Genomic DNA, 25,289 nt, shown 5'->3' with positions numbered 1-25,289 from the left:
AATGTTTTCACATTAAAATTTAAGAGAATCCTAAAAATTATATTAAAAAAAAGATAAAAGGGGTAACTTGTATTTATTCCCTCTTAATTTTTTATTAAAAATTTAATCACAGAAAAAAATGATTCAGATTTTAAATAGATAAAAATATATGTCCATTAAAAAAAAATAAGGGAACTATAAACTTTTAATTCAAAAAAAAAAAGAAAGGTTTAATAAATTAAGAATATGATAATTGAGAATGCTTTTATTTAATGAAGGGGATGGAAGGATTTTCAATTTATATTAAAACCTTTTTTTGGATTTAAAAGATATGTGTTAAAAAAAGTATTGAAGCGGGAATGAAATTTTATAAAACTTAAATTAGGATTTAAGAAAAAAATTTCATTATTAAATACTAATCAGATCCTTAAAGAAATCATATTTCATTGAAGGGGTTAATGAAGAAATTATATAAAAGATAAAAATTATTATATAAAAAAAATAGGATTTGAGTAGTATAAATTCTATAAATTTAACATAAAAATTAATAATTAATATTTTAACCATTAATAAAATATAATTTTTTTTTAAAGCAGGAAAAATTATATTTTTGTTTCACCATAATATTCTGCTTTTTCACCATCATCTAATAATTTTTTTATACCTTCACGGATATTTCCAGAATTATAAGTGGAATCTGTTAATTTTTCCAGGTAATCTTCACTTACTACTCCAGGATAGAATCCTAATTCAATTCTCTGTTTTAATATATCCTTTATTTGAGATCTGGTATATGTGGGGAAGTAAATATTCATTGGTAAAAATATTGTACTAATATTTAAATTAAGTATGATATGTTTTTGAGGTTTTGTTATTGTTATAATGCTTATTTTAACTTCATGATATGTTTCATGGGCTCTAAGTAACGTGTATAATACTTTATTAAGTTCATTATTATTTTTTATAGCGTCATAATCATCTAAAGCTACAATTAGCACTTTTTTATGCTTGGTGAGGTAAGTCATTATTTCATCGTAAATATTAATTGTGTTTAAAGTGTTGGTTTGTGTTTTTTTCTTGAAAATTTTTTTATAAATTTCACTAAGTATAGTGTATTCTGTTCTATGCATTTGACAATTTATTATTAAAGATATAACATTAGGGCATGCTTCTTCTATTAATTGTATATATTTAGTAACTGTGCTTGTTTTTCCAGTTGCATTGAGTCCTTTTATTTCCATATTACTTGGAGCATATCCTCTTTTAATCTTTCTTGAATAAAATACCATAGTTTCTATTTGTTGTGTTCTATACTTCAATATTTCAGGCATATAATTATTTTGAAAAACTTCCCGGTCGCGAAATATGGTGCTTTCTTCTTCTATTATGTCAAATAATGTTTTTTGCATTTGCATTTTTATACTTACACCCTCCCTTTTTTCATATTTAAAAAAATTAATTTATCTATATACTATTATTTTTTCATATTACCTATTTTATAAAAAAAGTCCGAGAGCAATTGAAAAATAATAAATTTTCATAAAAAAAATGGTATGTATATTATTTAAGTACAATGAATAAATATAATCAAACAGGGGAAAGGTTTTTTTAAAACATTAAGAAAATATTTTTATTAAAAAAATGAATTTTAATAGATTTTAATATATCTATAAATTATTTCTTTTTTTATAAAAAAAATATTTTTTATACATTCTCACCCAAGAAAAAGAAAGGAAAAAAATTATAATGGAATATTATTTTCCCTTTAAAATTTTTTCATAATTTAAAATAATTTTTTAATTAAATAAAAAGGAGCCTTTCCCCTATTTCTAATTTTTACATTATTTACTATTATTATATTCAATATATTCATAAAAAAAGAGATAATGATATGAATATTTACTCAGTTTAAAAAAATAGATTCTTAAAAAAAAGATGGAGAAAATAGGAAAAAATGGAATTTGAAAATAATGAATTAAAATTAACTTACCCTTCATTTTGGGAATTAAAAGAACATGATATTGATAATTGTATACTAATATTAGATCATGAACATAAAAAAAGTCGGATAATGCTTTTAAAATATCCTGAAGATGGTATAAACTTAAATTATCTTAAGTCTGCTGTAGAAACAATACCAAGAAGTGAAACTTTAAAAATTATAGATTCACGTTTAACCAGTATTAAAGATTTTGATGTTCATAAATTTCAAGCAATAGACATGACACATGAACCACCACTTAAAACTCGTTCTATTGGTTTAATCCATAATAAAGATGCATACCTTTTTGATTATTTCACTTTTGGATTAAATAATCCTGAAGATAGTGATCTTGATGAAATTATTAAAAGTTTAACTTTTAAATAAAACAGGTTATAAATTAACAAGTTTTATAAAAGATAAAAAAAGATATTTTTAACAATTATTAAATTAAGAATAATTTTTCTTTAATAAAATAAAAAATTTTGTATATGGAAGTAATAAATTTATGATAAAGAATGTTGAAGGGCTTTGTCCTCAATGTGGAAGCAATACAATAGTACTAGCAGTAGAAGATGAAAAGATTGTTGAAAAATATTGTCCAGATTGTGGATATAGGGGCATAGGAATAGAAATTTATCAATACTTCATTTAAAAGTAGAAAAAAATATAATAATCTTTTTTTTTATTCTATACTACCTTTTTTTTACACTTAAATATATCATTTAATGTATTAATATTAAATTTTGGTATGTAATGAGGATTATATGAAAGATTATGTTGGAGTTGATTATTAATGGCAAGATTAGGTAAAATATATCAAAATGAAAACATTTCATTTAATTATTCTGATATGTGGAAAGAACAAGATCCTAAAACAAGAGGTCCCTCATGTGTTAAAGCATTAGTTAAAGTAGTTAATAAAATACCAAGCATTATAACAATTTACAATTATCCAGAAAAAACTGATAAATCTACAAATGAACTTTTAAAAGAATTAAATAATAGTTTTATTAATCAGGGTTGGAACATTATACATTCAGATATTGGGTCAATTGATGGTGCAAATTCAATTGAAATAGTAGCTAATGCTAAAATGGATGATCGAATGTTACAATTACATACAACATTTATTTTTCATAAGGAATCTATGTATGTTTTTGAATTAACTAGTTGTCCCGATTCAGCAGAAGAAATAGAAGATTATAATAGGATAATTAATACAATAATTTTCTTACAATAAAAGAAAATTAGAATTCTTTTTTTTATTTTATGAAATTTTTTTTTAGAAAGATATATTATTAAGTATAATAAAACAATTTATTATATAAAAATTTTTTAAACTTTTTATGGAGGCAAAAAGAATATGGACTATAAAAAACTTAAAGGAACAGAAACTGAAAAAAATTTAGAAATTGCATTTGCTGGAGAATCTCAAGCTAGAAATAAATATACTTATTATGCTAGCAAAGCAAAAAAAGACGGTTATGTTCAAATTAAAAACATATTTGAAGAAACTGCAGGTAATGAAAAAGAACATGCTGAATTATGGTTTAAATATTTGCATGAAGGCCAAGTACCTGATACTGCAACTAACCTTGAAGATGCAGCTGATGGTGAACATTACGAATGGACTGAAATGTATAAAGGAATGGCAGAAACTGCAGAAAAAGAAGGCTTTGATGAACTTGCATACAAATTCAGTGCAGTAGCTGACATAGAAAAAGAACATGAAGAAAGATACAGAACTCTTTTAAATAATGTTAAAGAAGAAAAAGTATTTGCAAAAGATGAAGAAGTAGAATGGCAATGCAGTAACTGTGGCCATATATTTGTTGGAAAAGAAGCTCCAACTGTATGCCCAGTATGTGACCATCCAAGATCTTACTTCCAAGTAAGACCAAAAAATTATGAATAAAAAAAATATTTTAATTTTATTTAAAAAAATTTGATTTATTATAAATAAAAAAGGGGAAAAATAATTCATTTTTTTTAATTTTTACTTTTTTACTTTTATTTCACTTTTCCCCTTTAAAATTTATTTAATTTTTTTTTAGAAGTTTATTATGAAAGAAGAAGACAAAAAAACATGTTCTAAAGGCACATGTGCACCTATACCTATAAACACCAAAGAAGGTATATTGGTTCTTATTTTATTACTATTTTTAATAATTTTATTAGTGTTAAAAGGATCAAAAATTATCTAAAAAAAATATATTAAGGAGATTTTGAGAAAAAATGGCGAGATTTAAATGTAGTGTATGTGGATTTATTTATGATGAAGAGGAAGCAGGTAAAAAAATAACTGAAATTGATGTCTGTCCATTCTGTAAACAACCATCTTATAAGTTTGAAGAAATATTAGAAGAAGAAGAGGAACAAATTGAGGAAGAGGAAACTCCATTAGATTATCCTCCTGAAACTATCCGAACAGATGCAAAGATGCCAAAAATGACTGATATGCATCGTATGGCTGTTCATGGTGAAAGTATAATTGATGGTATGGGAACACAATTACCAATGCCTTCATGGGATGATATTCTTGTTATAGCTAATCAATTAAACCCTGCACCTTTAGATGAGGATGCGGAGGTAAATTCAACTACAATAATTGGTAAGAATGCTAAAAAACCAATGGTTCTTGAAAGTCCAGTTTATATTTCACACATGTCTTTTGGTGCATTATCTAGAGAGACTAAGGTTTCTTTATCTAAGGGAAGTGCTCTTGCAAAAACTGCAATGTGTAGTGGTGAAGGTGGAATACTTCCTGAAGAAAAAAGTTCAGCTTATAAATACATTTTTGAATATGTTCCGAATAAGTACAGTGTAACTAGTGAAAATCTTAAAACTAGTGATGCTATTGAGATTAAGATTGGTCAGGGAACTAAACCTGGAATGGGTGGGCATTTACCTGGTGCTAAAGTCACATCTGAGATAGCTGAAATACGGGGTAAGAATCCTAATGAAGATATTATAAGTCCTTCTAATTTCCCTGAAATTGAGGGTAAGGAAGATTTAAAAACTATGGTTAGTATGCTTCGTGAAAAATCTGAAGGTCGTCCTATTGGTGTTAAAATTGCTGCTGGTCGAATTGAAGAAGATTTAGAGTATTGTTTATATTCTGAACCTGATTTTATAACTATTGATGGTCGGGGTGGTGCTACTGGTGCAAGTCCTAAATTGATTCGTGACTCTACTAGTGTTCCTACAATTTATGCTCTCTATCGTGCTCGTAAATACTTAGATGAACATCATAGTGATGTTAGTCTTGTAATTACTGGAGGTTTAAGAGTTTCTGGTGATTTTGCTAAGGCTTTATCCTTAGGTGCTGATGCTGTGGCTGTTGCCTCAGCTGCTCTTATTGCTGCTGCTTGTCAACAGTACCGTATTTGTGGAACTGGGAACTGTCCTGTAGGTGTAGCTACTCAGGATCCTGAGTTACGCGCAAGATTTCAGGAAGATGCAGCAGTTAAACGTGTTGCAAATTTCTTAAATGTTTCATGTGAAGAAATTAAAACATTTGCAAGAATAACTGGTAATAATGATGTTCATGGTTTAAGTGTGGAAAATCTTGCAACATTTAACTCTGAAATTAGTGATTATACAAATATTCGCCACGTATAAAAAAATAAGGTAGTTTTGGTTTAATTTAAATTTTTAAACCATTTTTTTAATTTTTTTTTAACTTTTTATATAGATTTTTGATTGGGAACTTACAATCATATTAATTTTACAATCATGTTTTAACATAGGAATTTTATTTTTAATTTGTAATGGATGGATTGTTGTTGCAATTGGAGTTTTATTGTTTATAACTTTTTTATTATATAAATCACTTATTTCTCTATCACCGTAGCCTCCACCTTTTCCAAGCCGGTTTCCTTTAAGATCTACACCTACACATCCTTCTATAACTAAATCAACTTTACTTAATTTATCTATTTTTGCACCGTATTTGAATGCTCCTTCTTTAGTGCTTGCTTCTTGTGGATGATTTTTTGCTTCTTTATTTAATTTTAAATAACCATTTTCTAATTTAGGGGTGGCCATAATGAGGGTTTTATTGTCGATTATGCAATTGTATCTTACAGGGATTTGTGCTGAATCAGGGGATACGAATATGGTTTTTGCATCTTGATACTCAGATGTTTTTCTTAAAATATTTGCTGCTTTTTCTTTCCCTTTAAAATCTGGTATTTTATTGTAATCACCTTGGGGTCTGTGACTTAATTTTTTTTGGTATAGTTCATTCCATATTTCTAGTCTTAATTTTTGTTTTTTATCTTCAATTTTCATGATTTTATTTTCCCTTCTTAGAGTAAAATTTTAGACTCTTTTTTCTGTATTAGTATTTTTGTTTATATTTTTTTATAAATTTTTCATAGATTTAAAAAGGTTTACTAATTTCTGTTTTTCATTTTTACTCTGTTATTATATCTTTTTTAGACTTTTATTAGATTTTATATTGTTTTTAGTTTTTTAATATAAAAATCTTATCTTGTCTTGTTTTTCTTGATTTTTTGTTTGTTTTTGTCTGATTTCCTTGTTTTACTCTCTTTTAGCTTTTTAAATAGTTAATTTTTGGTTTTCTTTTTTATTAGTTTTGTGTTTATGTTTGTGTTTTTTATTATAATTGCTTTGTTTTCTTTTATTTTTTTCATGTTTAATGGTTTTTATATTAATTTAATCATTATTACTCTGTGTTCTTTCTTTATTTGTTTGATTGCTTAGTTTTTATTTAATTTTGTTTTAAAATATTCTTAGAATCTTGTTTTTCTTTAAATTCTTATTCTTTGTCTTATTTTTTCCTTAAAAATTAATGTATGCCTTATTTTTAGTATAATTAACCTATCTAGTATGTTTTTTCCTGTATTATCTCTTGTATTTTGGTTTTTAGGTTTTAGTGGTGGTGATGTTATGGGATGTTATATTATGGTTTTCTTCTTATTATTAATTTAATCGATTGATTAATAGTTTTTGATAAGTTTTATTAAGGTTTTTTTGTGTTTTTTAATGTTTAAAGCCGTTTTTATGTCTATTTTTAGGTTTTAACTTATTATTTCCTTTAGTTTTTTATCATTTTTTATGTATTTAAATATATTTTATTTTAAAAAACATATTTTTATATTCAGTTTTTTATTAATTTAACTGTATATTATTATAAAATTTTCATAAATTTTTTATCATTTTTATAATAAAAAAGACAAACCTTTATATACTTAATCAACTTTAACTATAAACACGGTTCGACATGGAATTAAGTCCATGTTAAACTCAAATATTTTAAAGATTAAAAAAAAATTATTTTAGAAAATATTTTTTTGATCTTTTAAAAAAATCCCAAAAAAAATAAAAAGAATAAATAAAGAGAAAAAAAACGGTTTAAAACAAAGAATTTGAGAAAATATTAAATAAAAAAAATATAGGAGGTATGGTAAAACATATTCTCTAAAAAAAACAATTAAATATTTTTAAAATTCCACCCCAAAATTTATTATAAAAAAAATCCTTTCATATCCCCCCAAAAAAATTTTTAGAAAAGGAATATTTTTTTTATAATGGAAAATATTTTATCTCTTATAAAAAAAAGAGTTTGTATGTCTAAAAAGGAAAAAATTTGGATTAAAAAAATAAAACAAATTTCTCACAAATAAAAAAAAGGAAAATTGTTTTTATTCTTTTCCATCTTATCTAAAAAAAATAATGGAAATAAACCACTGATTATTTAAAAAGATTTGATGTTGGAGGATAAAAATTTACATTTTCCACTCCATTTTTAAGAGAATTCATATCAAAAAAAATTTTTTATACATATTATAAAAATAACATTTTTTTCTCCATAAAAAAAGTATTTAAAAAAATAAAAAACACATTTAAGATTATATAACGGATAAAAAAAACATTTTTTTTAATCTTAATTTTTTCCATTTTCCCTATAAAAAAAGATGAAAACTTTTGTTTTAACTATTTTTTAAAGAAATTCTCATACTTTCTATTTCTAAAGCCTTTTTTTACTAGTTTTCATATACACTTCTCAGATTAAATTCAACTATATAATGCTTAAATACCATGAATTTAATAATACTAATTAATTATATTAAATGTTTCATGTGAAACTTTAATAAAATAATAAGGGAACGTGAATATAATGGCAAGTGTTTACAATTTAGATAAATGGAAACAATGGGCAGAAAATAACACCCGAATATTAGGTAAAATAAAACCTAATGGAAAAATAGGAATAATCAATGGAATAAGTTCTAATGAAATTTTAATAATCACCATAATAGATAAAGACAATGTTAAATTAGAACTAACAGAAAACACTAATTCATATAATAATCCAATCGTTGATTTATTATTCGACATACCTGAAGAATACTACGAAAATATTTTTGAAAATGGAAAATTTAAAGAAATCAGTAAACATATTAGTGATGGAACCATATCAGGTTATAATATGTACAGTGAAGATGAACTATTCGAAAAAGGATTCACATTCTTTATGAGTTTCATTGGTTTAAGTTTTTCAGGTGCAAGACCTTGTAAAACTAATGGGGCCTGCTAAAATACAATACTAATTAAAAAAAGAGTATAATATAAGATTATTTATTAATTTTTTTTTAGTTACAACATCCAAAAAAGAAATTAAAAACTTTTTTTAGATATTTTTTAGAATTAATTTTCATATTTTTCTTTTAAGTGGAGGGTAAATAAAATCTTTTCCTCCAATATTTTTTTCATTATTCCCTTTTAATTTTTTCTTTTAATTTTTCAATGAAACCAAACTCGGTTCCATATACTGGATCATTTCCATATCCACACTTAGGACATATAAGTAAGTTACAGTTACATTTACTACAACCTTGTGTCTTTTGACAACTAGTTTTAGCTTCCTCTTCTGTAAATTCATATCCACATAATCTACATTGCATTGTTATAAAATCCTCCAAAAATTTATTCTTTTTCACTATCTTTTTTATTATCTTTATTTTCTTTTTCTTTTTTAGGTTGAGGGTTGGCCAAAAATAATTTTTGATATTTTTTGGTATTACTTTTTTTTATTTTTCTGTGGTTTTGCATTTTAGGTTGAGTGTTGCTCCTATTTTTTCTATGAATTGGTTTATGTTGTCTGTTTCGTCGTATTCGTTTTTGATTATGTGGTTTAGTCTTTTTAGGTTGTATGTTAGTGCTTGTAGTGCTAGTATGTGTTCTGTGTGTTGTATTCCTGTTGTTGGTAGTTCATTTATGTGGTAGTAGGTTTTAAGTGTACCAAATGGTGCTTCTACTGTGCTTGATCTTTTTTTAAACATGGTTTTGTATTCTTTTGTTTCCATTTGTTTTTTCATTTTTAGGGCTGTGTTACTTGTGAATTCTGTTATTTGTCTTTGTGTTCCTTTGTAGCATTTTTCTTTATCCTGGCAGTCTTGGCATGCATTGTAGTTCCAATATCTTCTTTCGATTTTATAAGGTTTTGTTTCATTTTCTAAGTAATGTTTGATTTCTTGTTGGAAAGGTAGTTCTTGTTTATTTGGGCAAATGTAAGTGTCTTTTTCTAGATCATGCTTGAAGTGGTCTTTATGGAATGGGTTTTCACTTAATCTTCCTGTGTTTTCTCGAGTTTGTTTTCTATCTGGTATTAATCCTTTAATATTATTTTTTTCTAAGTATTGGAAGCTAGTTTCGGTGTGGTATCCTGTATCTGCACTTACATATTCCGGTTCATCGTTGATGTTATTTATTGCATTTTTCACTATTTCTGGTAATTCATAATGGTCTGTTGGTTTTTGTGAAACTTTTACTGCACAAATAAGTTTGGAAACGGTGTCTACAGCGCTTTGAACATTGTATGCAACCTCATTTAATCCTTGTTTATTATGCATCCAACGAGCTTCAACATCATTTACAGGTACTGTATTTTGACCAGACATCTTTAATTGAGTTTGTAACTCAAATAATAATTCTAATTTATCTTCATTGTTTAAATCTGTTCGTTCAATCAAATTACGTGCTGGACGTGGGAGCTTTTTAATTTTCTTATTAGGTAACTTTAATCCACTATAATACTGAATTAAAGTATTAATGTCCTTTTCATGTAAAACATTAAATTTAGAGTTGTATGCTTTTTTAATAGTCCCATCAATGGATATATGCTTAAAATCTGTGATTCCTAATTCATTTGCAAAAAGTAAAGTACTTCCAATAAAAACATTAAACAAATAACCATAATCACGGATGAATCTTCGAATACTTCTTTGAGAAGGTTTAATTCCATTAGAAACATATAAATAAATTTTATGATACTTAGCATGATCTTCTATAACTTTAGAACTAGTAACACCCTCATTAAAAGCATAAATAATTAATTTAAACATTTCACGAACCGGTAAAACAGGCCTACCCTTTCCTCCCATGTTTTCTTCAACCTCTAAAACTGGGAAAAATTCATCAACAAAACGCACAATAAAACGAGAAAGATGATCCTTAGGAATATCATCATCTAAACGCTCCAATTTAAAACTAGACTGTTCAATATCCATAACTAACACCAACAAATTAATAATAATTAATATTAATATATATAAATACTAGTATATAAATATAACTATTTAAAAACACTTAAAATAAAAAAAACAACACAAAAAATTAATATAAAACAATACCAAGAAAATAAAACACATGAAAAAAAAATTCACACCCAAAAATGACAACAAAAACAAAAAACATGAAAAATAATAACTAAAAAAATAAAATAAAAAAAAGTATTACAAAAAATTAAAAAATCGATTTTTGGCCAACCCTCAGGTTCTAATTTTTTAACTCCAAATATTCCACTTATACTTAACATATTATTCACCTCCTTTTTGTTTTTATATTTTTTTAAAAAATTTTATTTATATAAAAATAAAGGATAAAGATTGAATCTTTTAAATTTTATCCTAATCCTAAAAGCATACCACCTTGATAAATTATGAATGATACAATGTATGCTACACTACAACATAACACCATGGAAACTATTGGCCATTTCCAACTATTAGTTTCACGTTTTATAGTTGCTACAGTTGCAAAACATGGCATATATAATAATACAAATGCTAAGAATGAATATGCTGCAAGTGGAGTGAACATTCCTTGTAATGCTAATGTTATACCTGCACCTGCTTCAGCCACTCCGAAAAGTGAACTGAATGTTGATACAACTACTTCTTTAGCTAGTACTCCAAATAATATAGCTACAGATGGTTGCCATTGACCCCAACCTAAAGGACTGAATATTGGCGCTATAAATGAACCAATTTGTCCAGTCAAACTAAACTCAGATCCATAACTTACACCAACAGGTAAACTACTTAATACCCATACAAGGATAGATAATGCAAGTATGATAGTTCCTGCTTTTTTAAGAAAAACTGCTCCTCTTTCCCAAGTATGTATAAGTACACCTTTTAATGTTGGAACCTTATATGTTGGTAATTCCATAACAAATGGAGTTGATAATCCTTTAAATAATGTTTTCTTAAATATTAATGCTACAATAATAGCCACAATAATACCTAAAAGATATAAACTGAATATTATTTCTCCTTGGTATGCTGTAAATAATGCTGCTGTAAATAATGCATATACCGGTAATCTTGCACTACAACTCATAAAAGGCACAACCAACATTGTTGTTAAACGATCTTGATTACTATCTAATGTACGTGTTGCCATCACACCAGGAACACAACATCCAAATCCTAAAACCATAGGAATGAAAGATTTCCCATGTAAACCTACTAATTTATGCATTACTTTATCCATTACAAATGCAGCACGAGCTAAATATCCTGAATCTTCTAATATACTTAATACAAAGAATAGTAAGAAAATTATTGGTAAAAAAGTAAGTACTCCACCTACTCCTCCTATTATTCCATCAACAAGAAAACTACTTAAAAATGATTCTCCAAGAACTCCAAGTATAAGATTTCCAAGCATTCCAAAACCAGTATCTATTAAATCTTGTATTGGTGTTCCAATTGCAAATGTTACTTGAAAAGTTAAATACATTATAATTAAAAATATTGGTATTCCAAGTATACGATTAGTTACAATTTTATCAATTTTATCAGTAGTTGTTTCCTTATCTATTTTAGGTTTCACGACAGCTTCTTTCATAAGTCCATCAATAAAACCGTATCTTGCATTAGCTAGAATTTCTTCTGTGTCTTCGTTAAAAACTTCTTGTAAATGTTTTTTTACTTTCTCTGTTTTTTTTATTATTTGTATTCCATCTCTTGAGTTTTTAACTTTCTGGGTTATGATTTCATCATTTTCTAATAATTTAATTGAAGTCCAATAATCTGGAACATCTAATAATTCTGGATCTTTAGTTATTTCTTTACTTATTTCTTCTAAGTGCTCTTTTAATTCATATCCATAAACTAATTTTTCACTGGAATCTTTAGGGTTTTCTTTAGCTTTTATTATTTCTTCAACTAACTGATTTACTCCTTGTCCATTACTTGCTTCTATTTTTATCACTGGAATTCCAAGTAACTCGGATATTTTTTTCTCATTTATATTGTATCCTTCTTTTTCAGCTAATTTATTCATATTTAAAGCTATTACCATATTTGCCTTTAATTCCATTAATTGTACGGTTAAGTACATATTTCTTTCAATATTAGCAGCATCTATAATGTTTAAGATTACATCATTCTCTTTATCTACAATGAAGTCAATGGATACTTGTTCTTCTATTGTTTTTGCACTTAAATTATAATTTCCTGGAAGATCCACTATATTAAATTCATATTTTTCATTATTTTTTTGGAATTTATAAGTTCCTTCCATTTTTTCAACGGTTTTTCCGGGCCAGTTTCCTACATGTTGGTGCATACCTGTTAGGTAATTAAAAAGAGTACTTTTACCAACATTTGGGTTTCCAGCAAAACCTATTTTAATTGTTTTCATCTTTGGTATTCTCCGTTTTTATCATCGATGACTCTCTCATTTTTGGTCCTTTTTAAAAATTTAATAAAGGAAAAACCTTTCTTTATATAGTGGGGGGAGTCATTGGTCATTTTACCGGTTTATTAATATTTTTTTTTAGTTTATTTTTACTTCAATGTTTTTTGCTTCTTCTTTTCTGAGTGCTAAGTCGTATCCTTTAATCCTTACTTTGCAAGGGTCGCCTAGTGGTGCTTTTTTAATAAATTTTATTTCTGCACCTTCCACGAATCCCATACTCATTAAATGTCTTCTGAGTTCTTTTTGTTCTTGTTTTTGTTGGTTTTGGTTTTCAATATGTTTGTAGGAAACTATTTTGCCGTATTCTCCGTCGTGGAGGTTGTTTAATTTATGTTTTTCTCCTTTTCTTTTTTGGTTTTTATTTTTCATCCTTTTTTTTAACCTCTTTATTTATGTTTTTTCTATTTTTTTTGTTTTTAAAAAAATTATAAATTTAGGTTTACCTAAATCTGTTTTTATTTTAGTTCAAAAGAACTATATAAATGTTTAGGTATGCCTAAACTTTGTTCTTATTTATAAAAAAATCTTACAAAAAACACATTTGTTAATATAAAAACAGTTTAACAATAAATAGAAAAATAAAGGAAAACTTTAAATAAGACTTACCAGTTATTATTAAGCACAGAAACTGTAAAAAACACCATTTAAAAAATTTTTTTTACAGTTTTTAAATAAATAAAATGAAAAGTTTTTTTTTAGAAATAAAATCTTCTAATAATAAAATTTCAAAAAACAAAAAAAATAATTTAAAAGGGTTTTATTCCTCAATCATTTAATTCTAAAAAAAAAGGAAAATAAAATTAGATTAAAAGGAGGAAAAATTAATATGAAAGCTAAAAAAGCATTAATATTCTCTTTATTATTTGTTTCCATAATTGCTTTAATTTCCCTACCTCTAGCATTTGCCTCAGATACGAATACAACACCCGTAACATCTGAATCAACAAACATTTCAGATGAGGCAAATACTGGAAATATTTTAACTGATAATGGAAATACCACTCCACCTGAGATACCTAATGGTACTGGTAATGGTACTCCGCCTGATATGCCTAATGGTACTAGTCCTAATGGTACCGGACCAAGTCCTATAGAAAATATAACAGGTCCAACAACCACATTAACTGGAAATAATATTACAGTAACTTATGGTGCTGGTGAAAATTACACAGTAACATTAACAACAATTAACGGAACACCTATCAGCGGACAACATATTGCATTAAATCTTACTCGTTTAAGTGATGGTGCAAGTAAAGTTTATTGGGCAACAACAGATACAAAAGGTATAGCAGAACTAGAAATCAATTTATACTCAGGTTATTATACTTCCTCATCAAGTTATGAAGGAAACGATACATTAAATTACACTTCCAGTAGTTGTTTTAATACAATAATCGTTGTAACAAATTCAACAACAAATAAATCAAGTACTGTATTAATCGTACAACCATTTACAGAAGTTTATGGTGCTGGTGAAAACTTCACAGCAACTCTTAAAAATGCTAACGGAACTGCTATAATAGGAAATCATATAGCATTAAATCTTACTCGTTTAAGTGATGGTGCAAGTAAAGTTTATTGGGCAACAACAGATACAAATGGTATAGCAGACCTACAAATAAACTTATATCCAGGATCTTATACTGTAAGTGCAAGTTTCTCAGGTGAGGATAATTACACTAATTCTTCTGCAGCAACAACTATAACTGTAACTAGTAATGGTACAAGTAATAATACTACTAGTAAAGGTAAACTTGTTGTGAATGGAGAAACAGTCACTGCATCTAATGGTGCTTATTCAACAAGTTCTTCTGATACAAATGTAATTCTTGTAAAGAATGGTGGAAACTTAAATTTAACAGATTCAACTATTACAAAAACTGGTGATGTATCAAGTTCTAACTCTGAAAATTTTGATTTCTATGGAACCAATGCAGCAGTACTAGTATTAGCTAAAAGTACTTTAAATATTAGTGATTGTTCTATTATTACTAATGCTACTGGTGCAAATGCTATATTTGTAACTAATAGTGCTAGTTCTAATTTTGGAGCTATAGCTTATGTTAATAATGTGAATATTTCAACATATAAAGATAAATCTCGTGGTTTAGATGCAACTTATGGTGGAACAATCATAGCAGATAATGTTATTATTAATACTCGTGGTGGAAGCTGTGCTGCTCTTGCTACTGATCGTGGTGAAGGTACAGTAAATGCAACTAATTGTGTTTTAAATACTGGTGTTGGACAAACTAGTGGATCAGGTTCTCCATGTATATATTCAACAGGTTCTATAAGTGCTACTAATTGTACAGGTACTTCTTATGTTGCAGAAATCGGATGTATTGAAGGTAAAAACAGTATAATATTAAATAATTGTAATTTAACAGGTTATGCTAAAGGTAATCGTGCAAATAGTAGTGGATATGTGGATTCATGTGGATTCTTCATTTATCAAAGTATGAGTGGAGATGCTGCTGTAGGTACTTCTACATTAAATGCATATTAAAAGTTAGTAGTCAAAGTGAATGGGGAACTAGTGGTTCTAATGGTGGAACCTTAACATTCAATGCTCTTAGTGAAGATTTAACTGGTAATATTATAGTTGATTCAATTAGTAGTCTTAGTTATACTTTAAGTTCAAGTACATATACTGGTGCTATTAATCCATCAGGTTCTTATGGAACTACTAGTGTAACTATTGGATCTGGATCTACTTGGACTTTAACTGGAAACAGTTATGTGTCTAGTTTAACTAATCTTGGAACTATTAATTATGGTTCTTATACTTTATATGTTAATGGTGTAGCTTATAGTGCATCTAATCCATATAAATCTTAAATTTTTTACTTTTTTTTACTTTTTTTTAGTATAATTGTGTATATTTTTGTAAGTAATCTGAATGGTCCTTATCTAAGATACGTAATGCTGCAGTATTTTGTGGGCTGGTATTTGTACGTTCTTCTACTAAGTTTCTAAGTGAATTATTATGCATATGTTCACGTACTTCACGTAATACAAGGTCTAATGTTTTTTTATTATAATTGATTAATCCTTGGGGTGTGAAATTGTAGATTGGATAAGTTTCTAAGTCATAATTTTTTGTTGGACTTATTAAAACATTTAAAGCTGCATAGTATTCTGCAGTTTCAATGTTAAATACATCTATTCCTAAGTATGAGAGTAAAGGTATGAATGATGCTTCTGCAAATGGGAATATTAAATAAGTTGTTGGTTTTAAGGTTTCTCGTAGTTTTATGATTAAGTTTATTAAGTCTTGTGGGTGTAGGAGTAAATCATCAGAGTTTGCAATTATTAAATTATCAAAGCCTAAGTTTTCTAATTCTTCTGCACATTTACATCTTAAGTCGATATATTTACTTCCTTGAATTACTGCTATCTTGACGTTGGTTTCTTTTTGTGCTTGTTCTAATGTTTTTCTAACCCCATATTCGGCTATTTCTCTTTCAACATTGTATGCTGTTTCGGTGTCTTTTGTTATATGGTGTTTTTTTAAGTCTATTAAGTTTGGTGTTAGTTTATTGTTTTTTTTGGTTAGTCTTCCAGGTCCGTCGTGGCTTTTTATTTCGAATTTTTTTGTCATGTTTTCTTATTTTGTTTTAACTATTTTTTATAGGTTTTCTTAAATCATTATTTTTTATGTATAAGATAATAATTGTCACCTTTAAGGTGACACTTTAAATTTTTTTAGTAAGCTTTATATATCAAATTTAAGTAATTATAATTAAGGATTTGAGGTAATGACCAGTGATTATCCAAGGTGTGTTTATAAATGTCTGTATTAAAAAAATTAAAAGATATGGTTAAAGAAGCTAAAGATGATATTGAAAGAAGCCAAGCAGAATATGAGGCTCAACATCAAAGTCAAGACATCGAACAACCTTCCCAACCAGAACAGACATCTTCTGAAGACAAAGTTGAAAAAATAAAACAATATCGAAAATCTGCTTCTAACGAAAACTCTGTCAAATCAAATTCAACAGAAACAAAAACTTTAAAAGTTTCAAAAACTAAAGTCACAAGTTCAAAAAATGCAGAAAAACCAAAAGTTCAAAAAGAAGTTAAAATTGAAGTTTCAACAAAACCTGAAGTTTCTAAAGAACCTGAAGATGAAGTTAATGTAATAACTCCAGAACCAGAATCTCCTGAAGCACCAGAAGTTAATGTAGTAACTCCTGAAGATGAAGGGAAAGTTGAAATTGAAAAACCAACTCCAAAAGAACCAGAATCTGTAAAAATTGAAATTCCTGACGAAGAAGAAACTCCAAAAGAAGAAATTGAAGAATTAGATCTTGATGAAGTAATTAGTCAAGAAGAAGAACTTGATAAAGAAGTTGTTAAAAACAACATTTCTGAAGAAGAAATTATTGAAGAAAAACCTTCTAAAGAAGAAACTAAAAAAGATAAAAAGAGCGATAAAATGACTTTATTAGACGATAACGAAGTATATGGTATGGATGCAATGGATGAAGAATTCCATCAAAAATTCATCGATGCAGGTGTAGAAAGTGTGGATCTTTGTTTCCAATGTGGTACATGTGGAGGAACATGCCCATCAGGAAGAAAAACCCCATACAGAGTAAGAAAATTAGTTAGAAACTGTTTACTTGGATTAAAAGAAGCAGTTATAACCGATGACGCATTATGGATGTGTACTACTTGTTACACTTGCCAAGAAAGATGTCCTAGAGGAGTAAAAATTGTAGATGTTGTAAAACAAGCACGTAGAGAAGCTTCTCATGCAGGATACATGGCAAAAGCACACAAAATGACTGGAGTATTCGTAATGAACACTGGTCACGGAGTACCAATTAATGATGCAACTAAAGCAATGAGAAAACGAATTGGTCTTCCAGAATTACCACCTACAACTCATTCATTCCCTGAATCTTTAAAAGAAGTACAAAACATTTGTAAAAAATGTGATTTCGATGAATTAATCGGATATGATGAAAGTACTGGCGGATTAAAAGAATAAAAAATTAAAATTTATAATGATTATACGGAGTTAATAAAATGGAAATTGCATATTTTTTAGGATGTATCATGGAAAATCGTTATCCTGGTATAGAAAAATCAACAAGATTATTATTTGATAAATTAGGCGTAGAACTTAAAGATATGGAAGGAGCTTCCTGTTGTCCTGCTCCTGGAGTATTCGGTTCTTTCGATGAAAACACTTGGGCAAGTATTGCAGCACGTAACCTTTCTATTGCAGAAGGTATGGGTGATGATGTTTTAACCGAATGTAATGGTTGTTTCGGTTCCTTATCTGATTGTAACAGATTATTAAAAGATAACGCTGCTAAAAAAGAAGAAATTAATGGTATTTTAGCTGAAACTACTGATAAACAATTTGAAGGAACAACTAATGTTAGACATTTAGCTGAATTCTTATACAATGATATAGGTTTAGATAAACTTCAATCTATGTTTACCAAATCTTTAAACTTAAACGTTGCTGTACACTACGGTTGCCACTTCCTTAAACCAACAGCTGAACTTCATATTGAAGAAAGCGCAGAAAACCCAACTATTCTTGATGAATTAGTTGAAGTAACTGGTGCTAAATCTGTCCCTTATGCTGAAAAAATGATGTGCTGTGGTTCAGGTGGAGGTTTAAGATCCCGTGATAAAGATGTAACAACTAGTTACACTTATGAAAAACTCCAAAACATGGATGCAGCTGGAGTAGACTGTATTATTGATATTTGCCCATTCTGTCATTTACAATTTGATGTAGGTCAAAAAGAAGTAAATGAAAAATACGGTACTAACTTTGATATACCTGTTTTCCATTTAGCTCAACTTTACGGTTTAGCTATGGGTTTAAGTGCTGAAGAATTAACTTTTGATGCTCAAGTAATTTCTGCTGATAAAGTTCTCGCAAAACTCGGAGAATAAAATTTTTAATAGTTTCTTTAATTAATTAAAGGGATTTTGGATAAAAAGTTTTTTTTATCTTTTCCCTTTTTTTTATTCAAAAAAAATTTAGTTTTATATTATACAAACATTTTTATAGTTCTTTATAAATAATAACAATAAAATATATTTAACATAAAATAGTAAATATAGAAAATGATTAAAATCTTAAACAAAGAAAAAAAATTTAAAAAAAAATTTTAAAGGAGTTTAAAAACAATGTTTATAGCAACACTAGGCGGAATATTTAGATACAAAGATGTACCAGAAGACATGGCACCATACGTACAATTCAAATCAACAATCGAAGGAAAAGAACTCGTACCAGAAACAGAAATCGCAATATTAGATATTACAGGAACAACAAGTCACCATGTTCTCTTCTTAGAAAATTATGATAATATTGAACAAATCAAAGAAGAATTAAAAGAAGAAGATGCAAAAATAAACAATTCAACTATTAAAATATTAGAAGGACACTTATGAACCCATTACCAATAGAACAATCTTGGATGATAACTGTGGATTTACTATCCGACTTACAAAAAAAAGGATATGAAATACCACACACTATTAACACAGAATTAGGACTAGTAAGATCCCAAATAGGATTTTACAAAAGAGACAAAACAGCACCAGAAATGATGAAAGAATACATGAATGCTGAAATGAGCCTAACTCGAATCCAAGAATCTCTAATAAGTTTAGCTAAAAAAGTAGGACCCACATATGTGGAAAAATGGGAAATCGCACTTAAAAAAGCAAATAAAGGTGAAAAAGTAGTTGAAGTTCCACAATTAGGTTCACATTTCGTAATAAACACACCTCCCGGATTTTCAAGTGGAAGAATCACTCTCACCAAACCCATATCAGAAGAAAGAGTCCAAGACATAGCTGAATATTTTAATTTAATAATTGAATTTGAAGACGACGTAACATTATCATTTTATGGTGATAAAGAAAACGTTCAAAAAGGCCTTCGTGAAATGGCCCCATTCTTCAATGAAGAATAAAAAAGAGACTATTAAATAAACTTAATATTTTCTTTAATCCTCTCTTTTCATATAAAATTTCATAAAATACAACTTTTTTTAAATAAAACATTTTTTTACAAGGTATACCTTATTTTTTTTAAAATTTTCAAGTATAAACTTTTTTATTATAGTTCTTATACACTTTAATATAGTAATAAAAAAATTTGTATAATACTGAGTGATAGTTTATGAAAATTTTAACAATAAGTGATATTCATGGAAAATCTAATCCTAATTTAGATAAATACTTAGAAAATAATGATATTGATTTAGTTTTAGTCAGTGGAGATTTAACTGATTTCGGACCATTAGATTTCGTCCCAGAATTTATAGATAACATAGCAAGTAAAGATGTAGATGTTATATGTATTCCAGGAAATTGTGATCCTGAAGGAATATGTAATGCTATAAATGATACTGAATCAGTTTGTATCCATAATAATTTAGTAGCATATGAAGATGTTATATTATTTGGTTTTGGTGGTAGTAATCCAACACCATTTGACACTCCAGGTGAATTCCAAGATCCTGATTTATATGATGCTTTAAAAGAATTATTTGCAGAATTTGACTTTGTTTATAAAGATGATGCTAAAGTAATTAAAATTTTACTTACTCATGCTCCCCCATTTGATACAGAGGTAGATAAAATTCCTGATGGTAATCATGTTGGAAGTATTAGTTTACGTAAAATCATTGAAGAATTCCAACCTGACATAAATCTTTGTGGTCATGTACATGAAGCAATAGGTGAAGATAAAATTGGAGACACTATCATTTTTAATCCAGGAACATTAGAAGAAAACCATGCAATCCTCATTGATGTGGATGATAACATGGACTTCACTGCAAATATAATAGACTTAACTGAATAAGAAAATTTTCCATAAAAATTATATTTTAAAAAATATAAAAATTTGGAGGTTTAAAATAACGATAAATTATGAATGTTGATAAATCAATGCAAAAATATGTAATATTTGCATGTGCCTTAGGATCATTTCTAACAGCATTCCTAAGTAATGCAACTGTAATTGCATCACCAACAATAGCCCTAGAATTTGGGATGAGTAATATTCAACAAAACTGGATAGCAACAATCTTCTTTTTAATAATAGCAGCAGCTAGTATACCTGCAGGTAAACTAGTTGGTAAAAAAGGATTGAAAAAATCATTAATCATTGGAGTGTTCATATTCCTATTAGCATCAATAGGCTGTGCATTATCATTTAACACAGCAACAATACTAGGATTTAGAGCATTACAAGGTATCGGTGGAGCATTATTAAATGTTTGTGGAACAGCATTAGTAGTATCAGCACTACCACCACAAGAACGTGGAAAAGGAATAGGAATCACAGTAACCGGAGTATACATCGGATTATCACTTGCCCCAATTATTGGAGGAATATTAAACTATAACCTTGGATGGAGAAGTATATTCTATATTGTAATACCATTCTTAATCTTACTATTATATTTAATACCTAAAAAAATCAAATCAGAATGGAAAGTTGGAGAAAATGATCCAATAGACATTCCAGGTTCTGTAATTTACAGTATTGCTATAATATGTGCTGTTTATGGTTTCACTATAATCAACACTACTCTTGGATTAATCCTAACTGTGATTGGTTTAATAGGTTTAATCGGTTTTACTGCATTTGAATTACGTCAAAAGTATCCAATATTTGAACTGAGACTATTTAAAAATCATAAATTCTTATCCTCAAATATTGCATCACTTATAAGTTATCTTGCAACATTTGTCATAACATTCGTAATCAATTACCACTTACAATACATAATGGGTATGAATTCACAAAGTGCCGGGTTTATATTAATCATAACACCTGTAATGATGGCAGTACTTGCACCATTTGCAGGTAAACTTTCAGATAAAATAAATCCACAAAAACTTGCAGCAATAGGTATGGGTCTTGTAGCAATAGCAATATTTATACTTGTATTCATAACAGACACTACACCATTGTATGTAATTGGATTTGCAATGTTCTTACAAGGGGTAGGTTATGGTTTATTCAGTTCACCTAATACTAATAGTATAATGAGTAGTGTGCCACGAAAACAAACACCTTCAGCATCATCAGCAGTTGCTACAATGCGTGTTATAGGTCAAACATTAAGTAGTGGTATGCTAACAGTACTATTTGCAATTATTATGGGCAGTGTTCCAATAATACCTAAATATTATGGATTATTAATGTACAGTAGTAAAATTGCTTGTATAATAAGTGTAATATTATGTGTAATAGCTGTATTAACCTGTCTTGTAGGTATACACTCTAAAGACAAATACAATACTGAAGAAGATTTAACAGTTTAAAAACTAAAAAAAATTTTTTTATTTTATTCATTTTTTAGGAGGAGTTTTTAATAATAAAACCCCCTCCACTTTTTTATTTTATTTTAATTTTCATACACTAATTTATAATTTAATTTCTAAAAATCAAAAGAAAAATATTAATTATTCAAGGAGTTTAATTTTTTGTCTAAAAATGATAAATCAATGAATTTTTATTTAATAATTGCAGTATCATTAGCATCTTTTATAACAGCATACACATCTAATGTATCAGTTATAGCTTTACCTCAAATTGCGAATTATTTCAATTTAAGCATTATCTTACAGAATTGGGTTGTAAATATTTTCCTTTTAACAATTGCAGTTTTAAGTATACCCTTCGGTAAACTTTGCAGTAAATGGGGTTTGAAAAAATCATTTTTAATCTCAGAGGCCATGTTTGCAGTAGGAGCAATCGGTACAATATTATCAATCAATGCAGCAATCTTATTCTTTTTCAGGGTTTTTCAAGCAACCGCTTCTTCAGCTATTTTTGTAACTGCTGTTGCTATGCTTGTTAAAGCCATACCAGAAGAACATCGTGGTAAAGCTTTAGGTATAAATATTGGTGCTGTTTATATTGGATTATCACTTTCACCATTTCTTGGAGGTAGTTTAACCTATAATTTAGGTTGGCAAAGTATATTCCTAATCACAATACCAATTGTTTTATTAATAATTGCCATAATCTTAGTTAAAGTTCCAAACGAATGGAGGGAAGGGGAAAATGATCCAATAGATTATAAAGGCTCAATATTTTACACTATAGGTATAATTTGTTTTATGTATGGTTTTACCATACTTAACGAATTAAATGGATTGTTTATAACCATTATGGGTATAATATTTCTCTTGTGTTTTGCTTTGTATGAATTAAAAGTGGAATACCCAATTTTTGATGTTAAATTATTTAAAAATCATAAATTTTTATCCTCAAATATTGCCTCTCTTATAAGTTATGTTGCAATTTATGGGGTTACTACAATTCTTAATTATCATTTTCAATATATATGTGGATATACAAGTCAAATGACAGGTATAATATTAGTAGCCACACCTTTAACTCAATCAATTATAACTCCACAATCAGGTAAACTATCAGATAAGGTTAATCCTCAAAAACTTGCAGCATTTGGTATGGGACTTGTAACATTAGCATTATTCATATTAACTTTCCTCAATAAAAATACTCCATTATGGATTGTTATAATTGCAATGCTATTACAAGGGGCAGGTTTCGGAATATTCAGCTCACCAAATACTAATACTATAATGAGTAGTGTACCAATTGAAAGTACTGGTATGGCTTCTGCAAGTGTTTCTACAATGCGTGTTATAGGTCAAACAATGGCTATGGGATTATTAACTGTAATATTTGCATTTGTAATTGGGGATGTTGTAATAAGTCCAAAAGTCTATTCTGGTTTAGGGTTAAGCTGTCATTATGCACTAGTAATTGCATGTATCTTAGCAGGTATAAGTGTTTTAATATCATTAGTAGGTATGAAATCTAATGATAAATTAAAATACTAAAAAAAGTATAAGTTAAAATTAATCTTTTATGGGATGTTTATTAAAATGGAAAAAGATAAAAAAATAGGAATATATGCACTTTTAGCTTCTTGTTTAGGTGTGTTTTATGGATCATACAGTGCTAATGTTGCAAGTGTAGCATTACCTAAAATGGCATTAGCTTTCGGATTAAATAACATCCTCCAAAATTGGGTATCTTTATCATTTATCTTAACAATGGCAGTATTTACAGTACCATTAGGAAAAATTTGTGGAAAATATGGTGTTAAAAAAACATTCATCTACTCCTGCATACTCTTCCTTGTTGGTACAATAGGAACAGCATTATCTAATTCAGCAATACTCTTATTTGCTTTTCGGATACTATCAGGAATTGGTGCTGCAGGCTTATCAGTTGACACACCATTAATAATTGCAGAGGTAGTATCACCTGAAAACAGGGGTAAAGCTTTCGGTATTAATCTTGCATGTGTATATTTAGGAATTGCCTTAGCACCATTTTTAGGTGGGGTTTTAATTTATGATTTTGGTTGGCAAAGCATTTTCTGGGTAATGGTACCATTTGTATTACTCAATATCATAGTCCTCTTATTAATTCCAAATGATTGGTATGAAGGAGTAAATGATATATTTGATTGGAAAGGATCCATAGTCTTCGCCATGGGAATAATAATGTTTATATATGGATTTTCAAATATCACTTCACCAATAGGTTTAATACTAGCAATTATAGGTGTAGTTTTACTAATTTTGTTTATAAAAACTGAATTAAAAGTACCTGATCCTATCCTTAAAATGAGTTTATACAAGAATAAAAGATTCCTATCAAGTAATCTAGCTTCCCTATTAAGTTATGTAGCAACTTTTGCTGTTACAACAATTTTATCTTATTATCTTCAATATATTATGGGTTGGAATACAGCACAAACTGGTTTGCTTGTTGCAATCTCACCAGTACTTATGGCGGTCTCATCACCACTTGCAGGTTACTTGTCAGATAAAGTGGATCCTCAAAAATTAACAACTTTAGGTATGGGACTTGTTACAATTGGATTATTTATTTTAATATTCTTAAATAAAAATATTCCAGTACCAGTTTTAGTATTATCATTATGTTTCCAAGGTATAGGTTATGGAATCTTTGCATCACCTAATAATAATACTATAATGAGCAGTGTTCCAGCAGAAGATACTCCTATGGCTTCATCTTCCCTTGCTACAATGTGTGTTATGGGTGAAACTATTAGTATGACAGTTTTCACTGTTATTTGCGCAATTATTATGGGAGATGTTGTTATTGCAGTTGCTAATTTCCCAGAATTAATTTTCTCTATCAAAATCACATTTATAATTGTTACAATTATTAGTATACTAGCTGCTTATGCTTCTTATATTGGTGTTAAATCTAAAGATAAGTTAATACAATCATAAA

The 25,289-nt window shown here is 27.9% G+C and carries 24 protein-coding genes; 17 read left to right on the top strand and 7 right to left on the bottom strand.

The genetic code is table 11. The annotated features are described in order from the left end of the window. Positions 1 to 581: 581 nt before the first annotated feature. Positions 582 to 1,394, bottom strand: coding sequence for an AAA family ATPase (locus tag ACA135_RS06155; protein ID WP_409197886.1), 813 nt, complete (start codon positions 1,392 to 1,394; stop codon positions 582 to 584). Positions 1,395 to 1,933: 539 nt separating this feature from the next. Here ACA135_RS06155 and ACA135_RS06150 point away from each other — a divergent pair. The 6 genes from ACA135_RS06150 to ACA135_RS06125 all read left to right on the top strand — a co-directional run bounded on the left by ACA135_RS06150 (position 1,934) and on the right by ACA135_RS06125 (position 5,584). Beyond that, positions 1,934 to 2,347 (top strand): hypothetical protein, encoded by a 414-nt coding sequence (locus tag ACA135_RS06150; protein ID WP_409197885.1) that lies wholly within the window; start codon positions 1,934 to 1,936, stop codon positions 2,345 to 2,347. A 121-nt stretch (positions 2,348 to 2,468) separates the two neighbouring features. Next, on the top strand, positions 2,469 to 2,615 hold the full coding sequence (locus ACA135_RS06145; RefSeq protein WP_409197884.1) for a hypothetical protein: 147 nt from the start codon (positions 2,469 to 2,471) through the stop codon (positions 2,613 to 2,615). Positions 2,616 to 2,756: 141 nt separating this feature from the next. Beyond that, positions 2,757 to 3,203 carry a PsbP-related protein gene (locus tag ACA135_RS06140; RefSeq protein ID WP_409197883.1) on the top strand — a complete coding sequence of 149 codons (447 nt, stop codon included), beginning with the start codon at positions 2,757 to 2,759 and terminating at the stop codon, positions 3,201 to 3,203. A gap of 123 nt (positions 3,204 to 3,326) precedes the next feature. Next, the gene (gene rbr, locus ACA135_RS06135) at positions 3,327 to 3,878 is read left to right on the top strand and encodes a rubrerythrin (RefSeq protein ID WP_409197882.1); all 552 of its coding nucleotides are present in this window, start codon (positions 3,327 to 3,329) and stop codon (positions 3,876 to 3,878) included. Positions 3,879 to 4,026: 148 nt separating this feature from the next. Beyond that, positions 4,027 to 4,167, top strand: a complete 141-nt coding sequence (locus tag ACA135_RS06130; protein ID WP_409197881.1) for a hypothetical protein — start codon at positions 4,027 to 4,029, stop codon at positions 4,165 to 4,167. A gap of 31 nt (positions 4,168 to 4,198) precedes the next feature. Further along, positions 4,199 to 5,584 (top strand): glutamate synthase-related protein, encoded by a 1,386-nt coding sequence (locus ACA135_RS06125; protein WP_409197880.1) that lies wholly within the window; start codon positions 4,199 to 4,201, stop codon positions 5,582 to 5,584. Between the two features lie 57 nt (positions 5,585 to 5,641). Here the strand turns inward: ACA135_RS06125 and ACA135_RS06120 are convergent, their stop codons facing one another. Then, the gene (locus tag ACA135_RS06120; RefSeq protein ID WP_409197879.1) at positions 5,642 to 6,256 is read right to left on the bottom strand and encodes a 5-formyltetrahydrofolate cyclo-ligase; all 615 of its coding nucleotides are present in this window, start codon (positions 6,254 to 6,256) and stop codon (positions 5,642 to 5,644) included. Positions 6,257 to 8,108: 1,852 nt separating this feature from the next. Between ACA135_RS06120 and ACA135_RS06115 the strand changes: the two genes are divergently transcribed. After that, a complete protein-coding gene (locus ACA135_RS06115; RefSeq protein ID WP_409197878.1) occupies positions 8,109 to 8,528 on the top strand; it encodes a hypothetical protein in 420 nt (139 codons plus the stop codon). Positions 8,529 to 8,703: 175 nt separating this feature from the next. Here the strand turns inward: ACA135_RS06115 and ACA135_RS06110 are convergent, their stop codons facing one another. The 4 genes from ACA135_RS06110 to ACA135_RS06095 form a co-directional block, all read right to left on the bottom strand. Further along, a complete protein-coding gene (locus ACA135_RS06110; RefSeq protein ID WP_409197877.1) occupies positions 8,704 to 8,895 on the bottom strand; it encodes a hypothetical protein in 192 nt (63 codons plus the stop codon). Between the two features lie 126 nt (positions 8,896 to 9,021). Then, the gene (locus ACA135_RS06105) at positions 9,022 to 10,500 is read right to left on the bottom strand and encodes an IS1182 family transposase (protein ID WP_409197876.1); all 1,479 of its coding nucleotides are present in this window, start codon (positions 10,498 to 10,500) and stop codon (positions 9,022 to 9,024) included. Positions 10,501 to 10,894: 394 nt separating this feature from the next. Continuing rightward, the gene (gene feoB / locus ACA135_RS06100) at positions 10,895 to 12,922 is read right to left on the bottom strand and encodes a ferrous iron transport protein B (protein ID WP_409197875.1); all 2,028 of its coding nucleotides are present in this window, start codon (positions 12,920 to 12,922) and stop codon (positions 10,895 to 10,897) included. Between the two features lie 135 nt (positions 12,923 to 13,057). Then, positions 13,058 to 13,348 carry a ferrous iron transport protein A gene (locus tag ACA135_RS06095; protein WP_409197874.1) on the bottom strand — a complete coding sequence of 97 codons (291 nt, stop codon included), beginning with the start codon at positions 13,346 to 13,348 and terminating at the stop codon, positions 13,058 to 13,060. 457 nt (positions 13,349 to 13,805) lie between these two features. Between ACA135_RS06095 and ACA135_RS06090 the strand changes: the two genes are divergently transcribed. Next, positions 13,806 to 15,491: an Ig-like domain repeat protein gene (locus ACA135_RS06090; protein ID WP_409197873.1), complete on the top strand. Its 1,686-nt coding sequence runs from the start codon at positions 13,806 to 13,808 to the stop codon at positions 15,489 to 15,491. Then, positions 15,419 to 15,823 (top strand): hypothetical protein, encoded by a 405-nt coding sequence (locus ACA135_RS06085; RefSeq protein ID WP_409197872.1) that lies wholly within the window; start codon positions 15,419 to 15,421, stop codon positions 15,821 to 15,823. The genes ACA135_RS06090 and ACA135_RS06085 overlap by 73 nt, the downstream gene beginning before the upstream one ends. 25 nt (positions 15,824 to 15,848) lie before the next feature. On the opposite strand, the gene ACA135_RS06080 is transcribed toward ACA135_RS06085, so the two are convergent. Continuing rightward, positions 15,849 to 16,586, bottom strand: coding sequence for an archaeosine tRNA-ribosyltransferase (locus ACA135_RS06080; protein WP_409197871.1), 738 nt, complete (start codon positions 16,584 to 16,586; stop codon positions 15,849 to 15,851). A 189-nt stretch (positions 16,587 to 16,775) separates the two neighbouring features. Between ACA135_RS06080 and hdrC the strand changes: the two genes are divergently transcribed. The 8 genes from hdrC to ACA135_RS06040 all read left to right on the top strand — a co-directional run bounded on the left by hdrC (position 16,776) and on the right by ACA135_RS06040 (position 25,288). Beyond that, entirely contained in the window at positions 16,776 to 17,981 is a 1,206-nt protein-coding gene (gene hdrC / locus ACA135_RS06075) for a CoB--CoM heterodisulfide reductase subunit C (protein ID WP_409197870.1), read from the top strand. 38 nt (positions 17,982 to 18,019) lie between these two features. Continuing rightward, positions 18,020 to 18,907, top strand: a complete 888-nt coding sequence (gene hdrB / locus ACA135_RS06070) for a CoB--CoM heterodisulfide reductase subunit B (protein ID WP_409197869.1) — start codon at positions 18,020 to 18,022, stop codon at positions 18,905 to 18,907. A gap of 237 nt (positions 18,908 to 19,144) precedes the next feature. Then, positions 19,145 to 19,411 carry a DUF749 domain-containing protein gene (locus tag ACA135_RS06065; protein WP_409197868.1) on the top strand — a complete coding sequence of 89 codons (267 nt, stop codon included), beginning with the start codon at positions 19,145 to 19,147 and terminating at the stop codon, positions 19,409 to 19,411. Beyond that, positions 19,408 to 19,938 carry a DUF2096 domain-containing protein gene (locus ACA135_RS06060; RefSeq protein ID WP_409197867.1) on the top strand — a complete coding sequence of 177 codons (531 nt, stop codon included), beginning with the start codon at positions 19,408 to 19,410 and terminating at the stop codon, positions 19,936 to 19,938. The genes ACA135_RS06065 and ACA135_RS06060 overlap by 4 nt, the downstream gene beginning before the upstream one ends. A 209-nt stretch (positions 19,939 to 20,147) precedes the next feature. Next, positions 20,148 to 20,834, top strand: a complete 687-nt coding sequence (locus tag ACA135_RS06055; protein WP_409197866.1) for a metallophosphoesterase — start codon at positions 20,148 to 20,150, stop codon at positions 20,832 to 20,834. Positions 20,835 to 20,902: 68 nt separating this feature from the next. Further along, positions 20,903 to 22,306, top strand: coding sequence for an MFS transporter (locus ACA135_RS06050; protein ID WP_409197865.1), 1,404 nt, complete (start codon positions 20,903 to 20,905; stop codon positions 22,304 to 22,306). A gap of 162 nt (positions 22,307 to 22,468) precedes the next feature. Then, positions 22,469 to 23,857: an MFS transporter gene (locus tag ACA135_RS06045; RefSeq protein WP_409197864.1), complete on the top strand. Its 1,389-nt coding sequence runs from the start codon at positions 22,469 to 22,471 to the stop codon at positions 23,855 to 23,857. Between the two features lie 45 nt (positions 23,858 to 23,902). Next, the gene (locus ACA135_RS06040; RefSeq protein ID WP_409197863.1) at positions 23,903 to 25,288 is read left to right on the top strand and encodes an MFS transporter; all 1,386 of its coding nucleotides are present in this window, start codon (positions 23,903 to 23,905) and stop codon (positions 25,286 to 25,288) included. Position 25,289 lies beyond the last annotated feature (1 nt).

Source organism: Methanobrevibacter acididurans (genome assembly GCF_046197875.1).
Classification (GTDB): Archaea; Methanobacteriota; Methanobacteria; order Methanobacteriales; family Methanobacteriaceae; genus Methanobrevibacter_A; species Methanobrevibacter_A acididurans.
Note: the sequence above shows the minus strand (reverse complement) of the source record. Positions and strands in the feature narration are given on the sequence as shown.